The sequence below is a fragment of the Streptomyces caelestis genome (assembly GCF_001279005.1).
GTDB classification, from domain to species: domain Bacteria; phylum Actinomycetota; class Actinomycetes; order Streptomycetales; family Streptomycetaceae; genus Streptomyces; species Streptomyces heliomycini.
Genome location: NZ_LGCN01000143.1, coordinates 90,941 through 110,623 on the forward strand (window position 1 = coordinate 90,941; position 19,683 = coordinate 110,623).

A 19,683-nucleotide genomic window follows, 5' to 3' on the forward strand; every position below is an offset into this window, starting at 1 on the left:
CGACGGCCCGGGGCCGACCGCGCACACGCGGTCGGCCCCGGGCCGTTCTGCGCCCTAGCCCTGAGAACCCATCGGGATTCCTCTCGACCACAACTCTTCGGCATGGTCGGTGAACCGGGCGAACATTCCGGTGCCGCCGAGCTTCCGCAGGTGCAGCAGAGGCGAGTCGTGCCCGACCAGGCGGGCCAGATGAGGCGTGACGAGCGCCTCGTCGTCGAAACGGAAGACCGACAGTGAGACGTGACTGGTCGCGTCGCTCGCCGCGGAGAAACGTGCTTCCAGACCCTCGTGCGTACCGAGTTTGCCCAGGTGCTCAAGAGTGATCCGGATGCGCGTGGAAACGGTGAGGGCCACGTCTTCGATCTGCTCGCGGTTGCGCGTTGTCTCGCCGTCAGGGTCGCCCAGTAGGAAACGCACGCGGCACCCACCGTCGAGTTTCCGGCGCAGGGTCGACACGAACGCGGGCTGGTCGATCCAGAGGAAGTAGTTCGTGTACCCCGCGAAGAGGATGTCCGTCGTGGACTTCTCGACGAGTTCGGCCCAGACCGTCGAGGGACAGGAGGACCGGTAGGGGTAGGAATGGATGATCTCGCGGTCCCCACCGGACTTGATTCGGTCCTTCACCGCTTTCGGCCACAGCATCTCTTCGTCAACTCCCAGCGTTCTGCAGGCGTCTTCCCGGTTTCTGGCGTGCGGGATCAATTCAGCGTCCGCCACCCACCGTTCCACTGTCTTGTCGGAGACGCCTACCCGTACCGCCAACTGCCTGGGCGACAGGTTGGCCGACCGCATAGCCGATCTCAGTGCGCTGTTCAATACTTCCCCCGAGGACTTTTGGGCGTTTTTTCACGCTACCGCTGAAACGTCCCAAGCGTCGTCGGAACTGCACCGAAAGCTCCTTGAGGGTGCGTCAGCCTGGTGAGACGCAAGGACCCCGGCGACCGCGCGAACGGCCCCAGGTCGTGGCCAACGCTTACGAGGAGCGTCGACAACCCATGCTTATCACGCAGCTGCTCGACTGGCTGAGGGCGGTCCTGTTCGGACCGCGTACCCCTGGCAGGCACAGTCGGCACGCAGCGACCGCCGTAGCACCTCGAAGGGTGCAGTTCCCTCCAGCACCATGTGTTTTTGGTGCCCGGCTGGTCACTGTGCACCGGCTTCGTACGAAGGGGTGCCCGACGTCTCCGCGGACGCGGCTGCTCCGCGATGGGGAGGCGGAAGAAGCCTGGGAGCCGACAGGCGCGCTCGTCCGACCCTACGTGGCACATCTGGGCGCCTCGCCCAGGACCAACCGTACGGGCGCTCAGGCATGGGCGGGGCCCTGGGTGAATTCCTGGGGGGATGCCCGGTGACGATGACCATTGAGGTCTACCGGATCAACCCGCGGACAGGTGTCCGCACCCAGGTACGGCCGTTGTGGACCGTCAAGCCTGCCGACGTACCGGAACTCTTCGACAGGTTCCCGCCCTGCGCCTGCCCACGTTGCCGGACGAGGACGGATGCGAGGCTGCGCGCCCGGGTAGCGGAAGTGAACAGGCGGAGCCGGGGGGAAGCGTGACGCGTTCGATCGGCAAAGCGGCTGAATGGGCACTGGGGCCGGAAGCCGGCGAGGGTGATCCGCAGGCCGTCTATTCCGCCCTGTGCATGACGTGCGGGGCAGAGGCGCCGGCGTCGGACGACTCCCCTGAGCATGTGGAGATCTGGGCGCTGAAACACACGGGCCTGAATCCGGCCCATCGGCAGTACAAGGCCATGGTCGAGACCTATTGGCGGGTGACTCCGGCGGAGGGCAACCCCTACCGGGAGCTTGACGCCCGAGGCGCCTGAGTGCGCCCCTGCACCACACCGGACGGCTGCCGTTTCCCGGGCACTGTGAGGCACAAGGGCAGCAACGTGTGACCCCCGTCCGGCTTCCCCCGACGGGACGGGTAATGCCCCCGACTGCGGGTACCTCTTCCGCGGTCGGGGGCCGCTCCTCCATATGCGGTGTGTGACCAGTTCTTCAGCGCGGCCGAGTACACCCGGAGGTATGCGGGGGTGGGTCCGGGGGAGAGCTATTCCGTTTGCTCGTCGGCCCGGGCGCAGGCTTGGACAGCTTCGGCAGGGGCGTTGGCGCGGGTGTAGGCGTCAGCGGACCGGAGCCAGGCGGTGCGGGCTTCGACGGGGCGACGGGCGGCCTCGTGGGCGAGGGCTAGGTTACTGAGGGTCTGCCCCGCACCGTACGAGTCTTCGAACTCCCAGTAGATTTTCAGGCACTTACCGTACGCCTCGATCGCCTCCTCCATCCGGCCCGTCTGCACCAGGGCGAGGCCGAGGTTGTTCCACGCAATGGCCTCGCGGTGGCGGTTCCCGACGGCTTGGAACAGGTCGCGGGCGCGAGTGTGGGCGTCGATCGCCTCCCCCGCCCTGCCTGCCGTCCTCAGGGCGAGGCCGAGGTTGTTCCACGCAATGGCCTCAAGGTGGCGGTTCCTGCCGGCCTGGTACAGGTCGCGGGCGCGGGTGTGAGCGTCGATCGCGTCCTCTGCTCGGTCGGCGTACTGCAGGGCGAGGCCGAGGTTGTTCCATGCGAGGGCCTCGCCGCGGCGGTTTCCGACGGCTTGGAACAGGTCGCGGGCGCGGGTATGGGCGTCGATCGCCTCTCCCGTCCGTCCGGTCTCCTGTAGGGCGCTGCCCAGGTTGCCCCACGCGTTGGCCTCGCCCAGTCGGTTCTCGGACCGGCGGGCGGCCTCCCGCGCAGCTTCTGCGACGGCGATCCAGTCGTCGAAATACCGCCGCCAGATCAGGTACTCGGCCAGGCACAAGGCCAGGCGCACTACCGCACCCGCGAACCGCTCCTCCCGCCCCCACTCCACCGCCGCGACCAGACCGGACCGCTCCGCATCCAGCCACGCCAACGCCTGTCCTCGGTCACCGAACCGCTCCGGCTCCCTCTTCCCCGGCAGCCACCGCAACCGGCCATCAGCCGCTTCCACCCACCGCGCGTATAACTCCAGCACCCGCTCCCGCGCCGCCTCCCCCTCCTCCCGCAACCCTGCATCCCCCGCCACCACACCCGCCCCGAACACCCGCACCAAGTCGTGCAACCGCCACCGCATGGCGAAAGCCGTCCCGTTGTCGCTCCGCACCGGCGTGACGAGGTACCTGGCGGCCAGGTCCTCCAGGAGCGACACCACGAACTTCGTGTCGAGATCGGCGAGGGCGGCGATCGCCTCCGTCCCGGTCTCCGCGCCTGGTGCGAGGCAGAGCAGGCGTAACAGCCGGGCCTGGTCGGGCGGCAGCCGACGGTACGAAGCCTCCAGCACGGGACGCAGGACCAGGGAGCGTCCATACAGGTCCGTTCCGGGGCTGCCACGGTCGAGGACGGTGGCCGGGTCCCCCGCGTCCCGGATCTCGGCCACCAGAGAGGCGATGTCCCGGTGGCGACGCCGACGCAGCATCCCCGCTGCGATCTGGAGGGCCAGGGGCAAATGACCGCAAAGGTGAGTCAGTTCGCGCAGCGCGCCGGGTTCACGCGCCGGGCGTCCGTCCCGTTCGTCGGTGTCGTGCAGGGCGCGGGTCACGAGGGCGACGGAGTCGTCCGGGGCGAGTGTTTCCAGGTCGATCAGGCGTACCGGAAGGGAGTCGGGGCGGTCCCGGGAGGTGATGAGCACCCGGTGGTGGTCCGTGCCGGGCAGGAGCGGCAGGTACTGGGCGGGATCCGAGGCGTTGTCCAGGATCAGCAACATCCTGTCCCGTCGCTCGGCGAGGAGCGCGCGGTACGTGTCGTACCGGCGGTCCGCCGTCGGCGGCAGGTCCCCGTCCCGTACGCCGAGCGCGTCGAGCAGCGCCAGGACCGCCTGGTCAGCCGTGACCGGATCGTCGTCGTACCCGCGCAGGTCCACGAAGAGCGTCCCGCCAGGGAACCAGCCCCGCGCACGGGCCCGGTGCGCCGCCTCCACCGCCAGTGCGGTCTTGCCGATGCCGCCCATCCCCGTGACGGCGAAGACGAGGAGCGGCAGTGCGGCCGTGTCGTCCTCACTGGGGGAGAGGTGCGGGAGCAGGCGGTCCAGCTCCGCCGACCGGCCGGTGAAGCCCAGCGGGCGGGGCGGGAGGGTGGCGGTTGCTCGCGGGACAGGCCCGTGGACGGTCTCCCTACCGCTGCCCTCCGCTCTGCTTGCCGGTGACGGGGCCGTGGAAGGTGCCGCCCCGGAAGTCGATGTGGTCTCCGCCGTACGTCGCTCCGCCGTCCCCGTGCCGATGGGGACGCTCCTCGGAGTCGGAGGAACCCTCTCGGGGCCGGTGCTTGTGCAGCACGGCCACCGTCACCGACGCGGCCTGCTCGGCGGCGTGCTTCTGGGAACCCGAGGCGTCGGCCTTGTGCTTCCCGGCGTCGGCGCGGTCGCTGATGCCCCGGATCACCAGGGCGTTCACCTGGCCGTTCAGGTGGGCCGCCTGGAGTGCGCCGGAGCCCTCCATCTCGATCGCGCCCGCGTCGTTGTAATTCCTACGGAGGTGGCGGGCGATCTCGGACTCGGCGTCCGCCAGGACGACGTCGCCCGTGGCGATCGGCAGGAAGTGCGCCCGTACGTCGGGCATGTCCCGCACGGCGGAACGGGCCGCCTGTTCGAGTGCGTGCGAGCCCGGCAGGGCGTTCGGCCGGACCAGGAAACCCTCCGGCGTCTGCTTGCCGCCGTGGATTTCGTACACCTTCGTGCCCACGACGACGTCACCGATCCCGACGTCCTCCTTCAGACTGCCGGCGACGCCGACGAAGAACACGGCCTCGGGGCGCAGCCAGGTGATGAGCTGGGTGGTGAGGGCGGCGGCCCGCTCGGCGCCCATGCCCAGTTCGGCGAGGGCGACGTGCCAGGAGGCGCCGGGGAGCCGGCCCTTCTCGACCCGGGTCCCGTCGCGGTGCACCAGTTCCTCCCGCTCCTCGACGTGCGCGCGGACGGCGGTGTATTCGAGGGGGAGTGCGGTCAGGACCAGAACAGTGGACCGGGTCTCCTGCATAGTCCTAAGTTACAACCGGGGGAAGGGGATCGAGTGCCGGAACAGGACCTCACCGTCGGGCAGTTGCTGCTCGCCGAGTACCAGACCGTGAAGGACGAGCAGAAGGCGAGGATCGGGTTCCGGGACAACCTCCTCTACGTGACGCTGGCCGTCGTGGCCGCCGCCATCGCCGCCGCGGCCCAGGCGAAGCAGCCCTCGATGCTCCTGGCGCTGCCGCCGGTGTGCGTCGTCCTCGGATGGACCTACCTCGTCAACGACGAGAAGATCTCGGCCATCGGCCGCTACGTCCGGGACGACCTGGGACCCCGGTTGGCCGCCCTCGCGGCGAACGGGGGCGGCTTCACGACGTTCGGGTGGGAGGCGTACCACCGGAGCGACACCCGGCGCCGGTCCCGCAAGACGGTTCAGACCGTGATCGACCTGACGGCGTTCTGCGCGGTGCCGCTGGCCGCCCTGATCGTGTTCTGGGTGAACGGCGACGGCGGCGGGCTGCTGGTCACGCTGTCGGTGCTGGAGGCACTCGCCGTGGCGGGACTGGCATCACAGATCGTCTGGTACGCGAAGACGGCATGAACACACCTCTCACGTACTACCTTTGACGCACTGTCGTGAGTTCTTGACGGGGGCGGGTACGGCGTATGGAGGCGGCACTGTTGGCGGCCCTGGCCGCGGGCGGGGACGGTGGACGCCGGGCGGTGGAGAGGCTGGCGCGGGCGGTAGGCCTCGACACCGGTGCATCCGTCCGGGACATCGCCGAGGCGGCACAGGACCCGGTACGGCGGGAGGCCGTACGGGAGTGGGGCGAGACGGTGGCCGACCTGCTCGCCGCCGATCCGCGGGGCCTCGCCGGTACCGTCGCGCGGGCCATGGAGCGGTCCGCGCCGGGAAGCGGGACGTCCTGGTACGACGGCGACCACACCGACTTCCGGGGCGGGGTCTTCCTGCGCGAGGTGGTCGGCGTGCAGGTCGTGATCCAGCAGGGCGGGGCCGCCGTCCCGGAGGCGCTGGCCGGTCTGCCGCCGAGACCCGGCGGGTTCACGGGGCGGGAGCAGGAGACGGAGGAACTGCTGCGCGCGCTGGACCCGGCCGGGACGCAGCCGGCGGCGACCCTCGTCGCCGCCGTGTCCGGTCTCGGCGGCATCGGCAAGACCGCGCTCGCCGTCGAGACCGCGCACCTGGCCCGTGAACGGGGCTGGTTCCCCGGCGGCGTTCTCTTCATCGACCTGCACGGTTACGACCGGGAACCCGTCACCGCCGACCGTGCCCTCCAGGCCCTGCTGCGCGCCCTCGGCACCCCGCCGGAGCACATCCCCACCACGACGGACGAGCGGGCGGCGCTCTACCGCTCCACGCTGGCCACCCGGGCTGACGAGCGTGGCGCGGTGCTGGTCCTGGCCGACAACGCCTCCTCGCCGGACCAGGTACGACCCCTCCTGCCGGGCGACTCCCGGCACCACGTCCTGGTCACGTCACGCGACCGGTTGCCCCAATTGGGCGCGCGGCTCGTTCCCCTGGACCAGCTCAGTCCGAGGGAGGCGTACGAACTCCTCGACCGCGCCCTGCGCATCGCGGCCCCGGACGACAGCCGGGTGGCCGACGACCCCGACACGGCCGAGCGCCTCGCCGGCCTCTGCGGGCACCTTCCGCTGGCCCTGCAGATCGCGGCCGCCCTGCTGGCGGAGGACCCGGACAAGCCGGTGGACGAACTCGTGGCGGAACTGACCGAGTCCCGTGACCGTCTCGACCACCTCGACGACGGTGAGCGCAGCGTTCGTGCCGCCTTTGAGTTGTCCTACCGTCGACTGCCGTCCGAGCAGGCTCGGCTGCTGCGGTTGCTCGCCCTCGCACCGGGGGCTGAGGTGAGTGACCAGGTTGTTGCCGCGTTGGTCGGCGCCGAGGTGCCTCCGGCGCGGGAACTGAAGGCATTGGTCCGTGCGCATCTCCTTGAGAGGGGGAGTGGGCGGTGGCGGTTGCATGACCTGGTGCGGGCATTCGGGGCAGGTGTGGTGGCCGGCCACGCGGCTCTTCGGGAGGAGGGGGAAACCGCACGGGCGCGGGTGTTGGTGTTCTACGCCTTGCGGTCTGCCGCAGCCCATGTCTGGTTCAGTGCGTTGCCGGTGAAGTTGGAGCCGCAGCCATTCGCCGACCGTGCGCAGGCTGTGGCGTGGCTGGACGATGAGCGGGCGGGGCTGGTGGCAGCCACGTTGTGGGTGCGGGAGGAGCGATACGCGTCCGTGGCGTTGGAGCTGGCCGGGATGCTGACGGTGTACCTCGGCTGGCGGCGGCACTTCGACGATCTGATCACGATCAACCGTGCCACGCAGGAGGTCGCTCACCGCGCCGGGAACCGTCCGGGTGAGGCGCAGGCGTGGCTGGGGCTGGGCGCTGCCCTGATGCAGTCGGGTCGGCTGAGAGAGGCGAGCGAGGCACTCACCAGTGCCCGTGACCTGTACCGGGCTGTCGGCGACCATCATGGTCAGGCCGCCGCTTGGGACAACCTCGGCTTCGTCCTGCAGGAGGCGGGCATGATGGACGAGGCGATCAGCGCGCACGCGTATGCCCGCGACTTGTTCCGGGCCCTCAAGGACCGTCGCGGTGAGGCCAAGGCGTGGGACAACTTGGGTTGCTCCTTGGATGAGGCCGGTCGGCCGGAAGAGGCGATCGAGGCACTCATCAGTGCCCGTGACCTGTACCGGGCCGCCGGTGACCGTCAAGGTGAGGCCTCCGCGTGGGGCAACCTGGGCGTCGCCCTTGCGGCGGCGGGTCGGGCGGAGGAGGCGATCGGTGCGTACGGCAAGGCTCTGAAGGTCTTGCACGAATTCGAGAACTGGTTTGAAACCGGTCGCATGCTCAGAAACCTGGCAGCTGCTCAGACACACCTCCAGCGCCTCGCGGATGCCCGCACCTCCTACCTGCGAGCCGCCGACGCCTTCACCCGAGCCGGTTCCCCCGCTCAAGCCGGCGCGGCTCTCACCGCTGCTGAAGCCCTCGAACCCACCGATACACCAGCTCCGGCCTCCCCACCTGCCCGTACACCGGCGCCCGCCCCGCCCTCCCCGCCTCCACCAGGTGCTCCAGATACCGGCGGGCCGTGATCCGGGAGATCCCCACCGCCTCGGCGACGCCCGCCGCCGTCAGCCCGTCCTCGACCTCGCGCAGCGCCCCCGTCACCCGCTCCAGCGTCGGCCCGCTCAGCCCCTTCGGCAGTGCGGCCGGGCCCGGTGCGCGCAGCGCCGCCAGTGCCCTGTCCACCTCGTCCTGCCCGCTGGCCTCGCCCACCGCCGCGTGGAACTCGGCGTAGCGCACCAGCCGGTCCCGCAGGGTCGCGAACGTGAACGGCTTCAGCACGTACTGCACGACCCCCAGCGACACCCCCTCCCGCACCACCGCCAGGTCCCGCGCCGACGTCACCGCGATCACGTCGGCGTGGTGGCCGCCCGCCCGCAGCGAGCGCGCCAGCTGGAGCCCGTGCACGTCCGGCAGGTGCAGGTCGAGGAGGAGCAGGTCGACGGGCGTGCGCTCCAGGACCCGGCGCGCCTCCGCCCCGGTGTGCGCCTTGCCCACGGCGACGAACCCCGGCACCCGCCCGACGTACATCACATGGGCGTCGGCGGCCACCGGATCGTCCTCGACCACCAGCACTCTGATGGGCTCCCCGGTCGTTCCGCTCATACGGCGCCTCCCGCACCCTGCGCGACCGCGGCGTCCCTGAGCGGCAGCCGCGCCTCGAACACCGCGCCGCCCTCGTCCCCGGACGTCACCGACAGCGTCCCGCCGTGCCGGCCCGCCGCCTGCCGGACGAGCGCCAGGCCCAGCCCCCGCCCGCCCGGGCCGGCCGGTTTGGTCGTGAAGCCGCGCTGGAAGACCGCCTCCGTGTGGTCCGGGTCCACGCCGGGTCCGGTGTCGGAGACCCGCAGGATCAGCTCCGAGCCGTCCCCGTCCCCGTCCTCCTCGGTCAGTGCCGTCACCGTCACGCGGGGCCGCACCCCGCCCTGTGCCGCGTCCACGGCGTTGTCGATCAGGTTGCCGAGGATGGTGACCAGGTCCCGGGCGGGCAGGGTGTCCGGGAGCAGGCCGTCGTCCAGGCGGCTGTCGTCCGACACCACCAGCTCCACGCCCCGTTCGTTGGCCTGGGCGGTCTTGCCGAGCAGCAGCGCCGCCAGGACCGGCTCGCTCACCGCCGCCACCACCTGGTCGGTGAGCGCCTGCGCCAGTTCCAGCTCGGCCGTCGCGAAGTCCACCGCCTCCTCCGCGCGGCCCAGCTCGATCAGCGAGACCACGGTGTGCAGCCGGTTCGCCGCCTCGTGCGCCTGCGACCTGAGCGCCTGGGTGAAGCCCCGCTCGGAGTCCAGCTCGCCCATCAGCGACTGGAGCTCGGTCACGTCCCGCAGGGTCACCACCGAGCCGTGCCGCTGGCCGCCGGTGACCGGTGAGGTGTTCACCACCAGCACCCGGTCCGCCGTCAGATGCACCTCGTCCACCCGGGGCTCGGAGGCCAGCAGCGCGCCCGTCAGTGGTGTGGGCAGCCCCAGCTCCGCCACCGACCTGCCCACCACGTCCTCCTCCGGAGTCACGCCCAGCAGCTCCCGGCCGCCGTCGTTGATCAGCGCCACCCTGTACTGGCCGTCCAGCATCAGCAGCCCTTCGCGCACGGCGTGGAGCGCGGCCTGATGGTAGTCGTGCATGTGGCTGAGCTCGGTCGCGTTCATGCCGTGGGTGTGCCGGCGCAGCCGCGCGTTGATGACGTACGTGCCGATCGCGCCGAGTCCGAGGGCGCCGGCCGCGACCGCGAGCAGCGCCGTCAGCTGTTCCTGGGCGCGCTGGCTGATCTCCTCGACCCTTATGCCGGCGCTGACCAGGCCGACGATCCGGTCGCCGTCCCGGACCGGGGTGACCGCCCGGACCGACGGGCCGAGGGTGCCGGTGTAGGTCTCGGTGAAGGTGCGGCCCCGGAGCGCCGGGGCCGTGTTCCCCTGGAAGACCAGGCCGATCTGGTCCGGGTTGGGGTGGGTCCAGCGGATGCCCCGGGGATTCATGATCGTGACGAAGTCGACGTCGGTGTCGCGCACCACCTCCACCGCGTACGGCTGGAGCCGGGCCGAGGGGGCGGAGGAGCGGATCGCCTGCCGTACGGAAGGGGAGTCGGCGACCGAGCGGGCCACCGCGGTGACCTGGCGGCCCGCCGCCTCCTCGGCCTGGCTGCGGTTGCTGACGTACGTGAACAGCGCGTACCCGGCCACGACCACCGCGATGAGCACGGCCTGCATGGCGAAGAGCTGGCCCGCGAGGCTGCGGGGCCGGGGGAGGGGGATGCGCATGCCGCCAGTCTGCATCCGCGGTCCACGGTGAACTAAATGAACGGAAGGGTGACCGCGCTCACAAGGCACGACATAGTCACGGCGTTCCCCGAAAACCCATCCCCCGGACGTGAGCCGCACGCCGGTGATGCCGACGACGTCGTCAAGGAGGGCCGCCGTGACCAGCACATCCGCTACGGCACCTGCCGCACCCAAGGCCAAGCGGGACCGCACGCACTATCTCTACATCGCGGTGATCATCGCGGTCGCCCTCGGTATCGCCGTCGGTCTGCTCGCGCCCGACTTCGCGACCGAGCTGAAGCCACTGGGCACCGGCTTCGTGAACCTGATCAAGATGATGATCTCGCCGATCATCTTCTGCACCATCGTGCTGGGCATCGGCTCCGTGCGGAAGGCCGCCAAGGTCGGCGCCGTCGGCGGCATCGCCCTGGGCTACTTCCTGGTGATGTCGGTCGTCGCGCTGGCCATCGGCCTGGTCGTCGGCAACATCCTGGACCCGGGCACGGGCCTCGCGGTCACCGACGCCGTCAAGGAGACCGGTCAGGCGCAGGTCGACGCGGAGGCCAAGAGCACCGTCGACTTCCTGATGGGCATCATCCCGACCACGATCGTCTCCGCGTTCACCGCCGGCGAGGTCCTGCAGACCCTGCTGGTCGCCCTGCTCTGCGGCTTCGCCCTGCAGGCCATGGGCAACGCCGGCCAGCCGGTCCTGCGCGGCATCGAGCACATCCAGCGGCTGGTCTTCCGCGTCCTGGCGATGATCATGTGGGCGGCCCCGGTCGGCGCCTTCGGCGCCATCGCCGCGGTCACCGGCTCGGCCGGCGTCGACGCCCTCAAGAGCCTGGCCGTGCTGATGCTCGGCTTCTACGTCACCTGCGTCCTGTTCATCTTCCTGGTGCTGGGCACGATGCTGCGCGTCATCGCGGGCGTGAACGTCTTCTCGCTCTTCAAGTACCTGGGCCGCGAGTTCCTGCTGATCCTCTCCACCTCCTCGTCGGAGTCGGCGCTGCCGCGCCTCATCGCGAAGATGGAGCACCTGGGCGTCAGCAAGCCGGTGGTCGGCATCACCGTCCCGACCGGCTACTCCTTCAACCTCGACGGCACCATGATCTACATGACCATGGCCTCGCTGTTCATCGCCGACGCCATGGGCACGCCGATGTCGATCGGCGAGCAGATCCCGCTGCTGCTCTTCCTCCTGGTGGCCTCCAAGGGCGCCGCGGGTGTCTCCGGCGCCGGTCTCGCCACGCTGGCCGGTGGCCTCCAGTCGCACAAGCCGGCCCTGGTGGACGGCATCGGCCTGATCGTCGGCATCGACCGCTTCATGAGCGAGGCCCGCGCCCTCACCAACTTCGCGGGCAACGCCGTCGCCACCGTCCTGATCGGCACCTGGACCAAGGAGATCGACCGGGAGCGGGTGGACGAGGTCCTGGCCGGCCGCGCCCCCTTCGACGAGAAGACGCTGCTGGACGACCACGGCGCCGACGGCGACGCCGACGACGACCCCCGCGCCGAGCTGCCCGAGAAGGGCGGCGAGAAGGAGCTGGCCAAGGCCTGACGGCCGACGCCGCACACCCCACGGACCCGGGCGGCTGGGACACTCCCCCCGTTGCTCAGCCGCCCGGTCGCCGGAGGCCCGTCACCCGTATCCGGGCCTCCGCAGCCGCCGAGCGGCCAGGCTCCGCCCCCGTGAGCCCGGCCGCTCGGCCCTTTTCCGTCCCGGCTCCACCCTTGCCTTGACGCCGACGTCAAGGCTTACGTTCGTCCCCATGCGAATCGGCGAGCTGGCCGCGCGGGCCGGGACCACCACGCGGACGCTGCGGTACTACGAGTCGCGCGGGCTGCTGTCCGCGCGGCGGACGGCCAACGGACACCGGGCCTACGACGAGGGCGACCTGAGGCTGCTGCGGCAGATCCGCACGCTCCGGGACTTCGGGTTCGACCTGGAGGAGACCCGGCCGTTCGTGGAGTGCCTGCGGGCCGGGCACCCCGAGGGCGACTCCTGCCCCGCCTCGCTCCAGGTCTACCGGCGCAAGCTGGACGAGCTGGACGCGCTGATCGGCGAGCTGCGAGCGGTGCGGGCGAAGGTCGGCGCGCAGCTGGCGCGGGCGGAGTCGGCGCGGGACGGGCTGGCCGCCGAGGCGGCGGTTCCGGGCGGTCCGGAACCGGTGTGCGAACTGGGAGGGGAACTGCGGTGAGAGGTGTGCCCGAGGTGGGCGACGCGGACTTCGCGGCGGAGGTGATCGGGTCGGAGCTGCCGGTGCTGGTGGAGTTCACGGCCGACTGGTGTCCGCCGTGCCGGCAGATGGCCCCGGTGCTGAGCGCGCTGGCCGCCGAGGAGGACGGCCGGCTGAAGGTCGTCCAGCTGAACGTGGACGCCAATCCGGAGACGACCAACGCCTACAAGGTGCTGTCGATGCCGACCTTCATGGTGTTCCGCGACGGGGAGCCGCTGCGGTCGATGGTGGGGGCCAGGCCCAAGCGGCGGCTGCTCGAGGAGCTGGCGGACGTGCTCTGACCTCGTACGACCTGGCATACGGCACGAGAAAACCCCCGGGCAATTGCGCCCGGGGGTTTTCTTTGCGTATATTCATTGATTCGCGACTTCATTCTCGAGGAAATCATGAAGGAAGTCGCAGTGAAGTTCAGTGACCACAGTATATCCGGGCGGGAGTGGAATTGTCAAACACCGAATTTCCGGACGACGAATTGCGGCAGGAGCAGCAATTCGTCGACGGACTGTACGCACGCGTGGACGCCCTGCGCGGCGACGCCGAGGTGTCCGTCACGGAGGCGCTCGCCCTGGGCCACACCCCCCGGCAGGCCAGGCTGGAGCGGGACATCCTCGTCGCCGAGCGCTCCGGACTGCTCGCCGCGCTGAACGCGGTGGACGGCTCCCTCTGCTTCGGCCGGATCGACCTCGCCTCCGGCGACACCCACCACATCGGCCGGATCGGCCTGCGCGCCGACGACGCCGAACGCACGCCCGTCCTCATCGACTGGCGCGCCGACGTGGCCCGCCCGTTCTACCTGGCCACCGGCCACACCACGATGGGGCTCAGGCGCCGCCGGCACATCTCCACCGAGGGCCGCCGGGTCACCGCCCTGCACGACGAGGTCCTCGACCTCGGCGACGAGACCCGCACCGGCCACGAGGACCCGACCGGCGACGCCGTGCTGCTCGCCGCCCTGAACTCCGCGCGCACCGGCCGCATGGGCGACATCGTGCGCACCATCCAGGCCGACCAGGACCGCATCATCCGCGCCCCGCACCGCGGGGTCATGGTCGTCGAGGGCGGCCCCGGCACCGGCAAGACCGCCGTCGCCCTGCACCGCGCCGCCTACCTCCTCTACGAGCACCGCGAGCTGCTGGCCCGCCGCGCCGTCCTGATCGTCGGCCCCAACCCGGCGTTCCTCGGCTACATCGGCGAGGTGCTGCCCAGCCTCGGCGAGACCGGCGTGCTCCTGGCGACCGTCGGCGAGCTGTACCCCGGCGTACGGACCACCCGGACCGACACCCCCGAGGCCGCCGCCGTCAAGGGCCGCGCCGAGATGGCCGACGTCCTCGCCGCCGTCGTGCGCGACCGGCAGGCGCTGCCCGACCCGGTGATCGCCATCGAGCACGACCGCGAGGTCCTCATGCTCGACGACGGCCTGGTGAACGTCGCCCGCGAACGCACCCGCGCCGCGAAGCTGCCGCACAACGCGGCCCGCGAGCACTTCGAGGGCCACATTCTCAACGCGCTCACCGACATGGTCGCCGAACGCATCGGCACCGACCCCTACGACGGAAGCAACCTGCTCGACCCCAGCGACATCACCCAGATCCGCGACGAACTCGCAGACAACCCCGAGGTCTGGTCCGCCATCGACCGGCTGTGGCCCCGGATCACCCCGCAGCGGCTGGTCGCCGACTTCCTCGCCGCCCCCGAGGGGTACCTCCCCGACGAGGACGCCGCCGCCGTCCGCCGCCCGGTCACCCGGCACTGGACGATCTCCGACGTGCCCCTGCTCGACGAGGCCGCCGAACTCCTCGGCGAGGACGACCGCCTCGCACGCGCCCGGGCCGAACGCGAGCGGCAGACGCAGATCGCCTTCGCGCAGGGCGTCCTGGACGTCTCGTACGCCTCCCGCACCTACGAGTTCGAGGACAAGGAGGAGGACGACCCGGACTCCTCCGAGGTGCTGTCCGCGCACGACATCATCGACGCCGAACGCTTCGCCGAACGGCACGAGGAGGACGACCACCGCAGCGCCGCCGAACGCGCCGCCGCCGACCGCACCTGGGCGTTCGGGCACATCATCGTCGACGAGGCGCAGGAACTCACCCCCATGGCATGGCGGCTGCTGATGCGACGCAGCCCCACCCGCTCGATGACCCTGGTCGGCGACCCGGCGCAGACCTCCGAGGCGGGCGGTGTCGGCTCCTGGGCGGACATCCTCACCCCGTTCGTCGAGGACCGCTGGGAGCACACCCGGCTCGGCGTCAACTACCGCACCCCCGCCGAGATCATGGACGTCGCCGCGGCCGTGGTCCGCGCGGAGCACCCCGGCTTCGAGCCGCCCGGATCGGTGCGCTCCACGGGCGTACGGCCCTGGGCCCGCGTCACCGACGACCTGCCCGGCGCCGTCGCCAAGGCCGTCGCGGAGCTCACCCCCCACGAGGGCCGCCTCGCCGTCATCGCACCGCGCGCGCTGCACCGCGCCCTGGCCGCCCGCCTCGACGGGGTGACGGCGGGCGCCGAACCCGATCTGGCGCACGACGTCGTGCTGCTCGACCCGCGCCAGGCCAAGGGGCTGGAGTTCGACTCGGTCCTCGTGGTCGAGCCGGCCCGCTACGGCACCAGCGACCTGTACGTGGCGCTCACCCGCGCCACCCAGCGGCTCGGGGTCCTGCACACCGAGCCGCTGCCGAAGCCGCTGGCCGACGCCCTGGACTGAGCGGGGGCCCGGGGTTCAGGCCGGGCGCAGCCACACCGTCGCCAGGGGCGGCAGGGTCAGCCGGACGCTCGCCGGGAACCCGTGCCGCCCCTGCGGCTCCGGCTTGACCGGGTCCGGGCGGGTGACGTCACCGCCGCCGTAGCGGCCGGCGTCGGTGTTCACCACCTCGTGCCAGGCGGGCACGTCGTCGGGGACGCCGATCCGGTAGTCCTGCCTGACCACGGGCGCGAAGTGGGACACCGCGAGCAGCGGGGAGCCGTCGCCGTCGTACCGCAGGAACGCGAACACGTTGTCCTCGGCCGCGTCCCCGGTCACCCACCGGAAACCGGACGGCTCGGTGTCGCACCGCCACAGCGCCGGAGTGTTCCGGTACACGGTGTTGAGGTCGCGCACCAGGTCGCGCACCCCGCGGTGGTCGGCCTCCGCGCCGTAGTGCGGGTCGAGGAGCCACCAGTCCGGACCGTGCACCTCCGACCACTCGGCGCCCTGTGCGAACTCCTGCCCCATGAAGAGGAGCTGCTTGCCCGGGTGGGCCCACATGAAGCCCAGGTAGGCGCGCAGGTTGGCGCGCTGCTGCCACCAGTCGCCGGGCATCTTCGACACCAGGGACCGCTTGCCGTGCACCACCTCGTCGTGGGAGATCGGCAGCACGTAGTTCTCGCTGTAGGCGTACACCATCGAGAACGTCATCTCGCCGTGGTGGTACCGGCGGTGGACCGGCTCGTGGCTCATGTACTGGAGCGAGTCGTGCATCCAGCCCATGTTCCACTTCAGCCCGAACCCGAGCCCGCCGAAGCCGCTGGGGCCCTTGTGGTGGGTGGCCCGGGTGACGCCGTCCCAGGCCGTGGACTCCTCCGCGATCGTCACGACCCCCGGCGCCCTGCGGTACACGGTCGCGTTCATCTCCTGCAGGAACGCCACCGCGTCCAGGTTCTCCCGGCCGCCGTGCTCGTTCGGCGTCCACTGGCCCGGCTCGCGCGAGTAGTCCAGGTAGAGCATCGAGGCGACCGCGTCCACCCGCAGCCCGTCGATGTGGAACTCCTCGCACCAGTACAGGGCGTTGGCCACCAGGAAGTTGCGCACCTCACGCCGCCCGAAGTCGAACTCCAGGGTGCCCCAGTCGGGGTGCGCGGCCCGCAGCGGATCCTCGTGCTCGTACAGCGGACGCCCGTCGAACTCGGCCAGCGCCCACTCGTCGCGCGGGAAGTGCGCCGGCACCCAGTCCATGATCACGCCGATCCCGGCCCGGTGCAGGGCGTCGACCAGGTACCGGAAGTCGTCCGGGGCGCCCAGGCGGGCCGTGGGCGCGTAGAACCCGGTGACCTGGTACCCCCAGGAGCCGCCGAAGGGGTGCTCGGCGACCGGCATCAGCTCGACGTGGGTGAAGCCGAGGTCCTTGACGTACGCGGGCAGCTGCTCGGCCAGTTGGCGGTACGTCAGTCCTGGCCGCCAGGACGGCAGGTGCACCTCGTACACGGAGAACGGCGCCCGGTGCGCGGGCGCCTCGGCCCGGCGCTCCAGCCACGCGGAGTCGCCCCACTCGTACGCCGAGGACGTGACGATCGACGACGTGGCCGGCGGCACCTCCGTACGGCGGGCCATCGGGTCGGCGCGCAGGGTCTTCGAGCCGTCGGGGCGGGTGATCTCGAACTTGTACAGCTCGCCCTCGCCGATCCCCGGCACGAACAGTTCCCACACCCCCGTCGAGCCCAGCGAGCGCAGGGGGAAGCCGGCGCCGTCCCAGAAGTTGAAGGTGCCGGCCACCCGCACCCCGCGCGCGTTCGGCGCCCACACCGAGAACCGGGTGCCGGTGACGCCCTGGTGGGTCATCGGGTGCGCGCCGAGGACCGTCCACAGCTCCTCGTGCCGGCCCTCGCCGATCAGGTGCAGGTCGAGCTCGCCCAGCGTGGGCAGGAAGCGGTACGCGTCCTCCGTCTCGTGCACCGTCCCCTCGTACGTGACGAGCAGCCGGTACGCCGGCACCTCGCCCAGCGGCAGCAGTCCCGAGAAGAAGCCGTCGCCGTCGTCGTGCAGCTCGACGGTGAGGTCCCCGGAGACGACGGTCACCGCGAGGGCGTACGGCCGCAGCGCCCGGAAGGCGACCCCGCCGGGCACCGGATGCGCGCCGAGCACGGAGTGCGGGGCGTGGTGCGTCCCGCTCAGCAGCCGCTCCCGGTCGGCGGCGTCCACGGCGGGGGAGACGGCGATCTCCCTCTCGGGCGGGGCGGACCGCGGGGCGGCGACCTCCCGCACGGCCTTCCTCGCCGCCGGGGACCCCCCGGCCGGGCTCTTGGCCACCGCCTTCTTCACCGCCGTCCTCGGGGCCGCGGCTTTCTTGGCCACCGCCTTCTTCACCGCTGTCTTCTTCACTGCTGTCTTCTTGGCCGCCGTCTTCTCGGCCGTGGTCTTCTCGGCCGTGGTCTTCTTCGACGCCGCGGCCGTCTTCTTCGCGGCCTTCTTCGCCGGCTCGGCCGCCGCGGGCCGTCGCTCGGCCGGCTGCTCCGGATGCGAACCGCTGGACTCGGGGCGGGGGGTCACGGGCGAAGCCTCCTGGACGCGGAACGGATGGGTCAGATCAGATCGGTCGTGGCGAGCCGGTGCACGGCGGCCAGCGGCACGGGCAGCCACTCGGGGCGGTGCCGGGCCTCGTAGACCACCTCGTAGACCGCCTTGTCGGTCTCGTACGCGCGCAGCAGCACCGGATCGGTGCGCGGGTCCCGGCCGGCCGCCTCCGCGTAGCCGGAGCAGTACGCCGCCCGGCACCGCACGGCCCAGTCCGGCTGCGCCGGGACCACCGAACGCGCCGCGTAGTCGAAGGACCGCAGCATGCCGGCCACGTCCCGCACCGCCGGCTGCGGCATCCGCCGCTCGGCCAGCGGCCGGGCCGGTTCCCCCTCGAAGTCGATCAGCGACCAGTCACCGGCCGGGGAACGCAGGCACTGCCCGAGGTGCAGGTCGCCGTGCACCCGCTGGGCGGTCCAGACACGGCCCTCGGCGGCCAGGTCGTCCAGCGCCGTGAACGCCGAGCGCAGCCCGTCCGCGTACGGCCGCAGCGCGGGCACCGCGTGCACGGCCGCCTCGAGCCGCTCGGTCATGCCGACGACCATGGTGCGGAGCTGGACGTGCCCCAGCGTGACCGTGGGCAGCGCGCGGGCCAGCGCGGTGTGCACCTCGGCGGTGGCCCGCCCGAGGGCCCGCGCCTCGGCGACGAAGTCCTCCCCCTTGGCCAGCCCCCGCAGCGCCAGCTCCCAGCCGTCGGTCGCGCCCCGCACGAACGGCTGGAGCACCCCCAGGACGTACGGCTCGGCCGACGGCGGGCCGGGCGCCGCCTCATCGGGCTCCGCGACCAGCCAGGCCGTCGGCGGGGGCACCCGGGGGCAGCCCTCGCGGGCCAGCGCCAGCGGCAGCTCCAGATCGGGGTTGATCCCGGGCAGCACCCGGCGCAGCAGCTTCAGGATGAACGTGTCTCCGTAGACGACCGACGAGTTCGACTGCTCGGCGGTCATCAGGCGCGGCACCAGACCGGACCGGATCTCCTGGCGCGGGTCCCGCTCGAAGCGAAGCCCGCCGATCCGGGCCTGGGTGCGCAGGGCCTCCAGGAGGAGTTCGGCGGGCCGGGTGTCGTGCAGGGCCTCGTAGACCGTCAGCCCGGCCAGCGGGCCCCGCGTCACATGACCGATCAGCGCGGGCGCCAGCCGGGGCGGCAACGCCTCGCGCACGCCTATGAGCAGCTGGTAGCAGTCGCCGGGCTGTTCGGGGCCGCCGTGGCCCGGCTGGAGCGGCTGGTGCGCGCGCACCAGCAGGTGGTACAGGCCCAGCTTGGCGGTGGGCGGCAGCAGTTCGGTGGCCGCCACCAGGGAGAACCCCGTGACGGGGCGGCCCTTGCCCGCGAACCAGCGCTGTCGCGGCAGCCATTCCCTCAGCAGTGGATCCAGTGACGCAAGGAGGCCGGGCGGGGTCGTGACGGTGCGTGTGACGGCTTCCGACATGGCGTCGCGTCCTTTCCGCGTCGGGTGCGGAGGGGCGTCGGGTTGCGTGAAGGGTGCCCAGGGCGGGACGGAGGAAACCGTCCCGCCCTGATGGCGGCCAGAGGCCTCACCGGCGGATGCGGAGCCGGAACCATGGGCGTTCACGCAGCCCGAGGCGGGAGCGTGTCCTTGCCGATCACTCGGAAAGGTCTCACGCGACAAGCGCGCAGTTGATGACCGAGGCGGCCTCCCCCAGGACCTCAAGGGCCTGGGAGGCGCCCCCATGGCGGGTTCGGACCCCGTTCACCAGGGCGGCGTAACCGCATCACTGCTCACCGTGCTCTCGTGTCTCGTTGTGCCGCAATCGGAACCAGTAGAAGCCGTGGCCCCCGAGGGTCAGCAGGTAGGGCAGGTCGCCGACGGCCGGGAAGCGCACCCCGCCGAACAGCTCGACCGGGTGCCGT

At 71.6% G+C, this 19,683-nt stretch carries 14 protein-coding genes and 1 pseudogene; 7 read left to right on the forward strand and 8 right to left on the reverse strand.

Features of this window, described 5'->3' with window-relative positions; all coding sequences use genetic code 11:
• Positions 1 to 54: 54 nt before the first annotated feature.
• Positions 55 to 717, reverse strand: a complete 663-nt coding sequence (locus ADK41_RS14190; protein WP_324604897.1) for an XRE family transcriptional regulator — start codon at positions 715 to 717, stop codon at positions 55 to 57.
• An 837-nt stretch (positions 718 to 1,554) separates the two neighbouring features.
• Between ADK41_RS14190 and ADK41_RS14195 the strand changes: the two genes are divergently transcribed.
• Positions 1,555 to 1,827 carry a hypothetical protein gene (locus ADK41_RS14195; RefSeq protein WP_051843232.1) on the forward strand — a complete coding sequence of 91 codons (273 nt, stop codon included), beginning with the start codon at positions 1,555 to 1,557 and terminating at the stop codon, positions 1,825 to 1,827.
• A gap of 227 nt (positions 1,828 to 2,054) precedes the next feature.
• Here ADK41_RS14195 and ADK41_RS14200 read toward each other — a convergent pair whose 3' ends face one another.
• Positions 2,055 to 3,998 carry a tetratricopeptide repeat protein gene (locus ADK41_RS14200; protein ID WP_234318865.1) on the reverse strand — a complete coding sequence of 648 codons (1,944 nt, stop codon included), beginning with the start codon at positions 3,996 to 3,998 and terminating at the stop codon, positions 2,055 to 2,057.
• A 133-nt stretch (positions 3,999 to 4,131) separates the two neighbouring features.
• Positions 4,132 to 4,992 carry a 5'-methylthioadenosine/S-adenosylhomocysteine nucleosidase gene (locus tag ADK41_RS14205; protein WP_030829043.1) on the reverse strand — a complete coding sequence of 287 codons (861 nt, stop codon included), beginning with the start codon at positions 4,990 to 4,992 and terminating at the stop codon, positions 4,132 to 4,134.
• A gap of 33 nt (positions 4,993 to 5,025) precedes the next feature.
• Between ADK41_RS14205 and ADK41_RS14210 the strand changes: the two genes are divergently transcribed.
• Together ADK41_RS14210 and ADK41_RS14215 are read left to right on the forward strand one after the other, a co-directional pair.
• Positions 5,026 to 5,565: a hypothetical protein gene (locus ADK41_RS14210; protein WP_030829046.1), complete on the forward strand. Its 540-nt coding sequence runs from the start codon at positions 5,026 to 5,028 to the stop codon at positions 5,563 to 5,565.
• Positions 5,566 to 5,858: 293 nt separating this feature from the next.
• A pseudogene (locus ADK41_RS14215) lies at positions 5,859 to 7,913 on the forward strand (tetratricopeptide repeat protein); the annotation flags it as partial.
• 49 nt (positions 7,914 to 7,962) lie between these two features.
• On the opposite strand, the gene ADK41_RS39245 reads toward ADK41_RS14215, so the two are convergent.
• Both ADK41_RS39245 and ADK41_RS14225 read right to left on the reverse strand, forming a co-directional pair.
• Positions 7,963 to 8,664, reverse strand: coding sequence for a response regulator (locus tag ADK41_RS39245; protein WP_078662012.1), 702 nt, complete (start codon positions 8,662 to 8,664; stop codon positions 7,963 to 7,965).
• Positions 8,661 to 10,310 (reverse strand): sensor histidine kinase, encoded by a 1,650-nt coding sequence (locus ADK41_RS14225; protein ID WP_030829054.1) that lies wholly within the window; start codon positions 10,308 to 10,310, stop codon positions 8,661 to 8,663. Before ADK41_RS14225 ends, ADK41_RS39245 begins: the two co-directional genes overlap by 4 nt.
• A gap of 157 nt (positions 10,311 to 10,467) precedes the next feature.
• On the opposite strand from ADK41_RS14225, the gene ADK41_RS14230 reads away from it, so the two are divergent.
• The 4 genes from ADK41_RS14230 to ADK41_RS14245 all read left to right on the forward strand — a co-directional run bounded on the left by ADK41_RS14230 (position 10,468) and on the right by ADK41_RS14245 (position 15,251).
• A complete protein-coding gene (locus tag ADK41_RS14230; RefSeq protein WP_030829057.1) occupies positions 10,468 to 11,868 on the forward strand; it encodes a cation:dicarboxylate symporter family transporter in 1,401 nt (466 codons plus the stop codon).
• A 211-nt stretch (positions 11,869 to 12,079) separates the two neighbouring features.
• Complete coding sequence (locus ADK41_RS14235; RefSeq protein WP_030829060.1) at positions 12,080 to 12,508, forward strand: MerR family transcriptional regulator; 429 nt, start codon at positions 12,080 to 12,082, stop codon at positions 12,506 to 12,508.
• A gap of 5 nt (positions 12,509 to 12,513) precedes the next feature.
• Positions 12,514 to 12,828: a thioredoxin family protein gene (locus ADK41_RS14240; RefSeq protein ID WP_030829063.1), complete on the forward strand. Its 315-nt coding sequence runs from the start codon at positions 12,514 to 12,516 to the stop codon at positions 12,826 to 12,828.
• 191 nt (positions 12,829 to 13,019) lie between these two features.
• Positions 13,020 to 15,251, forward strand: coding sequence for a HelD family protein (locus tag ADK41_RS14245; RefSeq protein WP_030829066.1), 2,232 nt, complete (start codon positions 13,020 to 13,022; stop codon positions 15,249 to 15,251).
• A 15-nt stretch (positions 15,252 to 15,266) separates the two neighbouring features.
• Here ADK41_RS14245 and glgB read toward each other — a convergent pair whose 3' ends face one another.
• The 3 genes from glgB to ADK41_RS39250 form a co-directional block, all read right to left on the reverse strand.
• Positions 15,267 to 17,789, reverse strand: a complete 2,523-nt coding sequence (gene glgB / locus ADK41_RS14250; RefSeq protein ID WP_078662014.1) for a 1,4-alpha-glucan branching enzyme — start codon at positions 17,787 to 17,789, stop codon at positions 15,267 to 15,269.
• Positions 17,790 to 17,821: 32 nt separating this feature from the next.
• Positions 17,822 to 19,240, reverse strand: coding sequence for a maltokinase N-terminal cap-like domain-containing protein (locus ADK41_RS14255; protein WP_030829072.1), 1,419 nt, complete (start codon positions 19,238 to 19,240; stop codon positions 17,822 to 17,824).
• A 304-nt stretch (positions 19,241 to 19,544) separates the two neighbouring features.
• Positions 19,545 to 19,683, reverse strand: a 139-nt coding sequence (locus ADK41_RS39250; RefSeq protein ID WP_209438646.1) for an alpha-glucosidase C-terminal domain-containing protein, incomplete at its 5' end; no start/stop codon positions are given.

Bases quoted from the DNA above. Each gene is read 5' to 3' on its own strand.
- ADK41_RS14235 (WP_030829060.1), top strand. From the start codon at position 12,080: ATGCGAATCGGCGAGCTGGCCGCGCGGGCCGGGACCACCACGCGGACG.
- ADK41_RS14205 (WP_030829043.1), bottom strand. From the start codon at position 4,992: ATGCAGGAGACCCGGTCCACTGTTCTGGTCCTGACCGCACTCCCCCTC.
- ADK41_RS39245 (WP_078662012.1), bottom strand. From the start codon at position 8,664: ATGAGCGGAACGACCGGGGAGCCCATCAGAGTGCTGGTGGTCGAGGAC.
- ADK41_RS14225 (WP_030829054.1), bottom strand. From the start codon at position 10,310: ATGCGCATCCCCCTCCCCCGGCCCCGCAGCCTCGCGGGCCAGCTCTTC.
- ADK41_RS14255 (WP_030829072.1), bottom strand. From the start codon at position 19,240: ATGTCGGAAGCCGTCACACGCACCGTCACGACCCCGCCCGGCCTCCTT.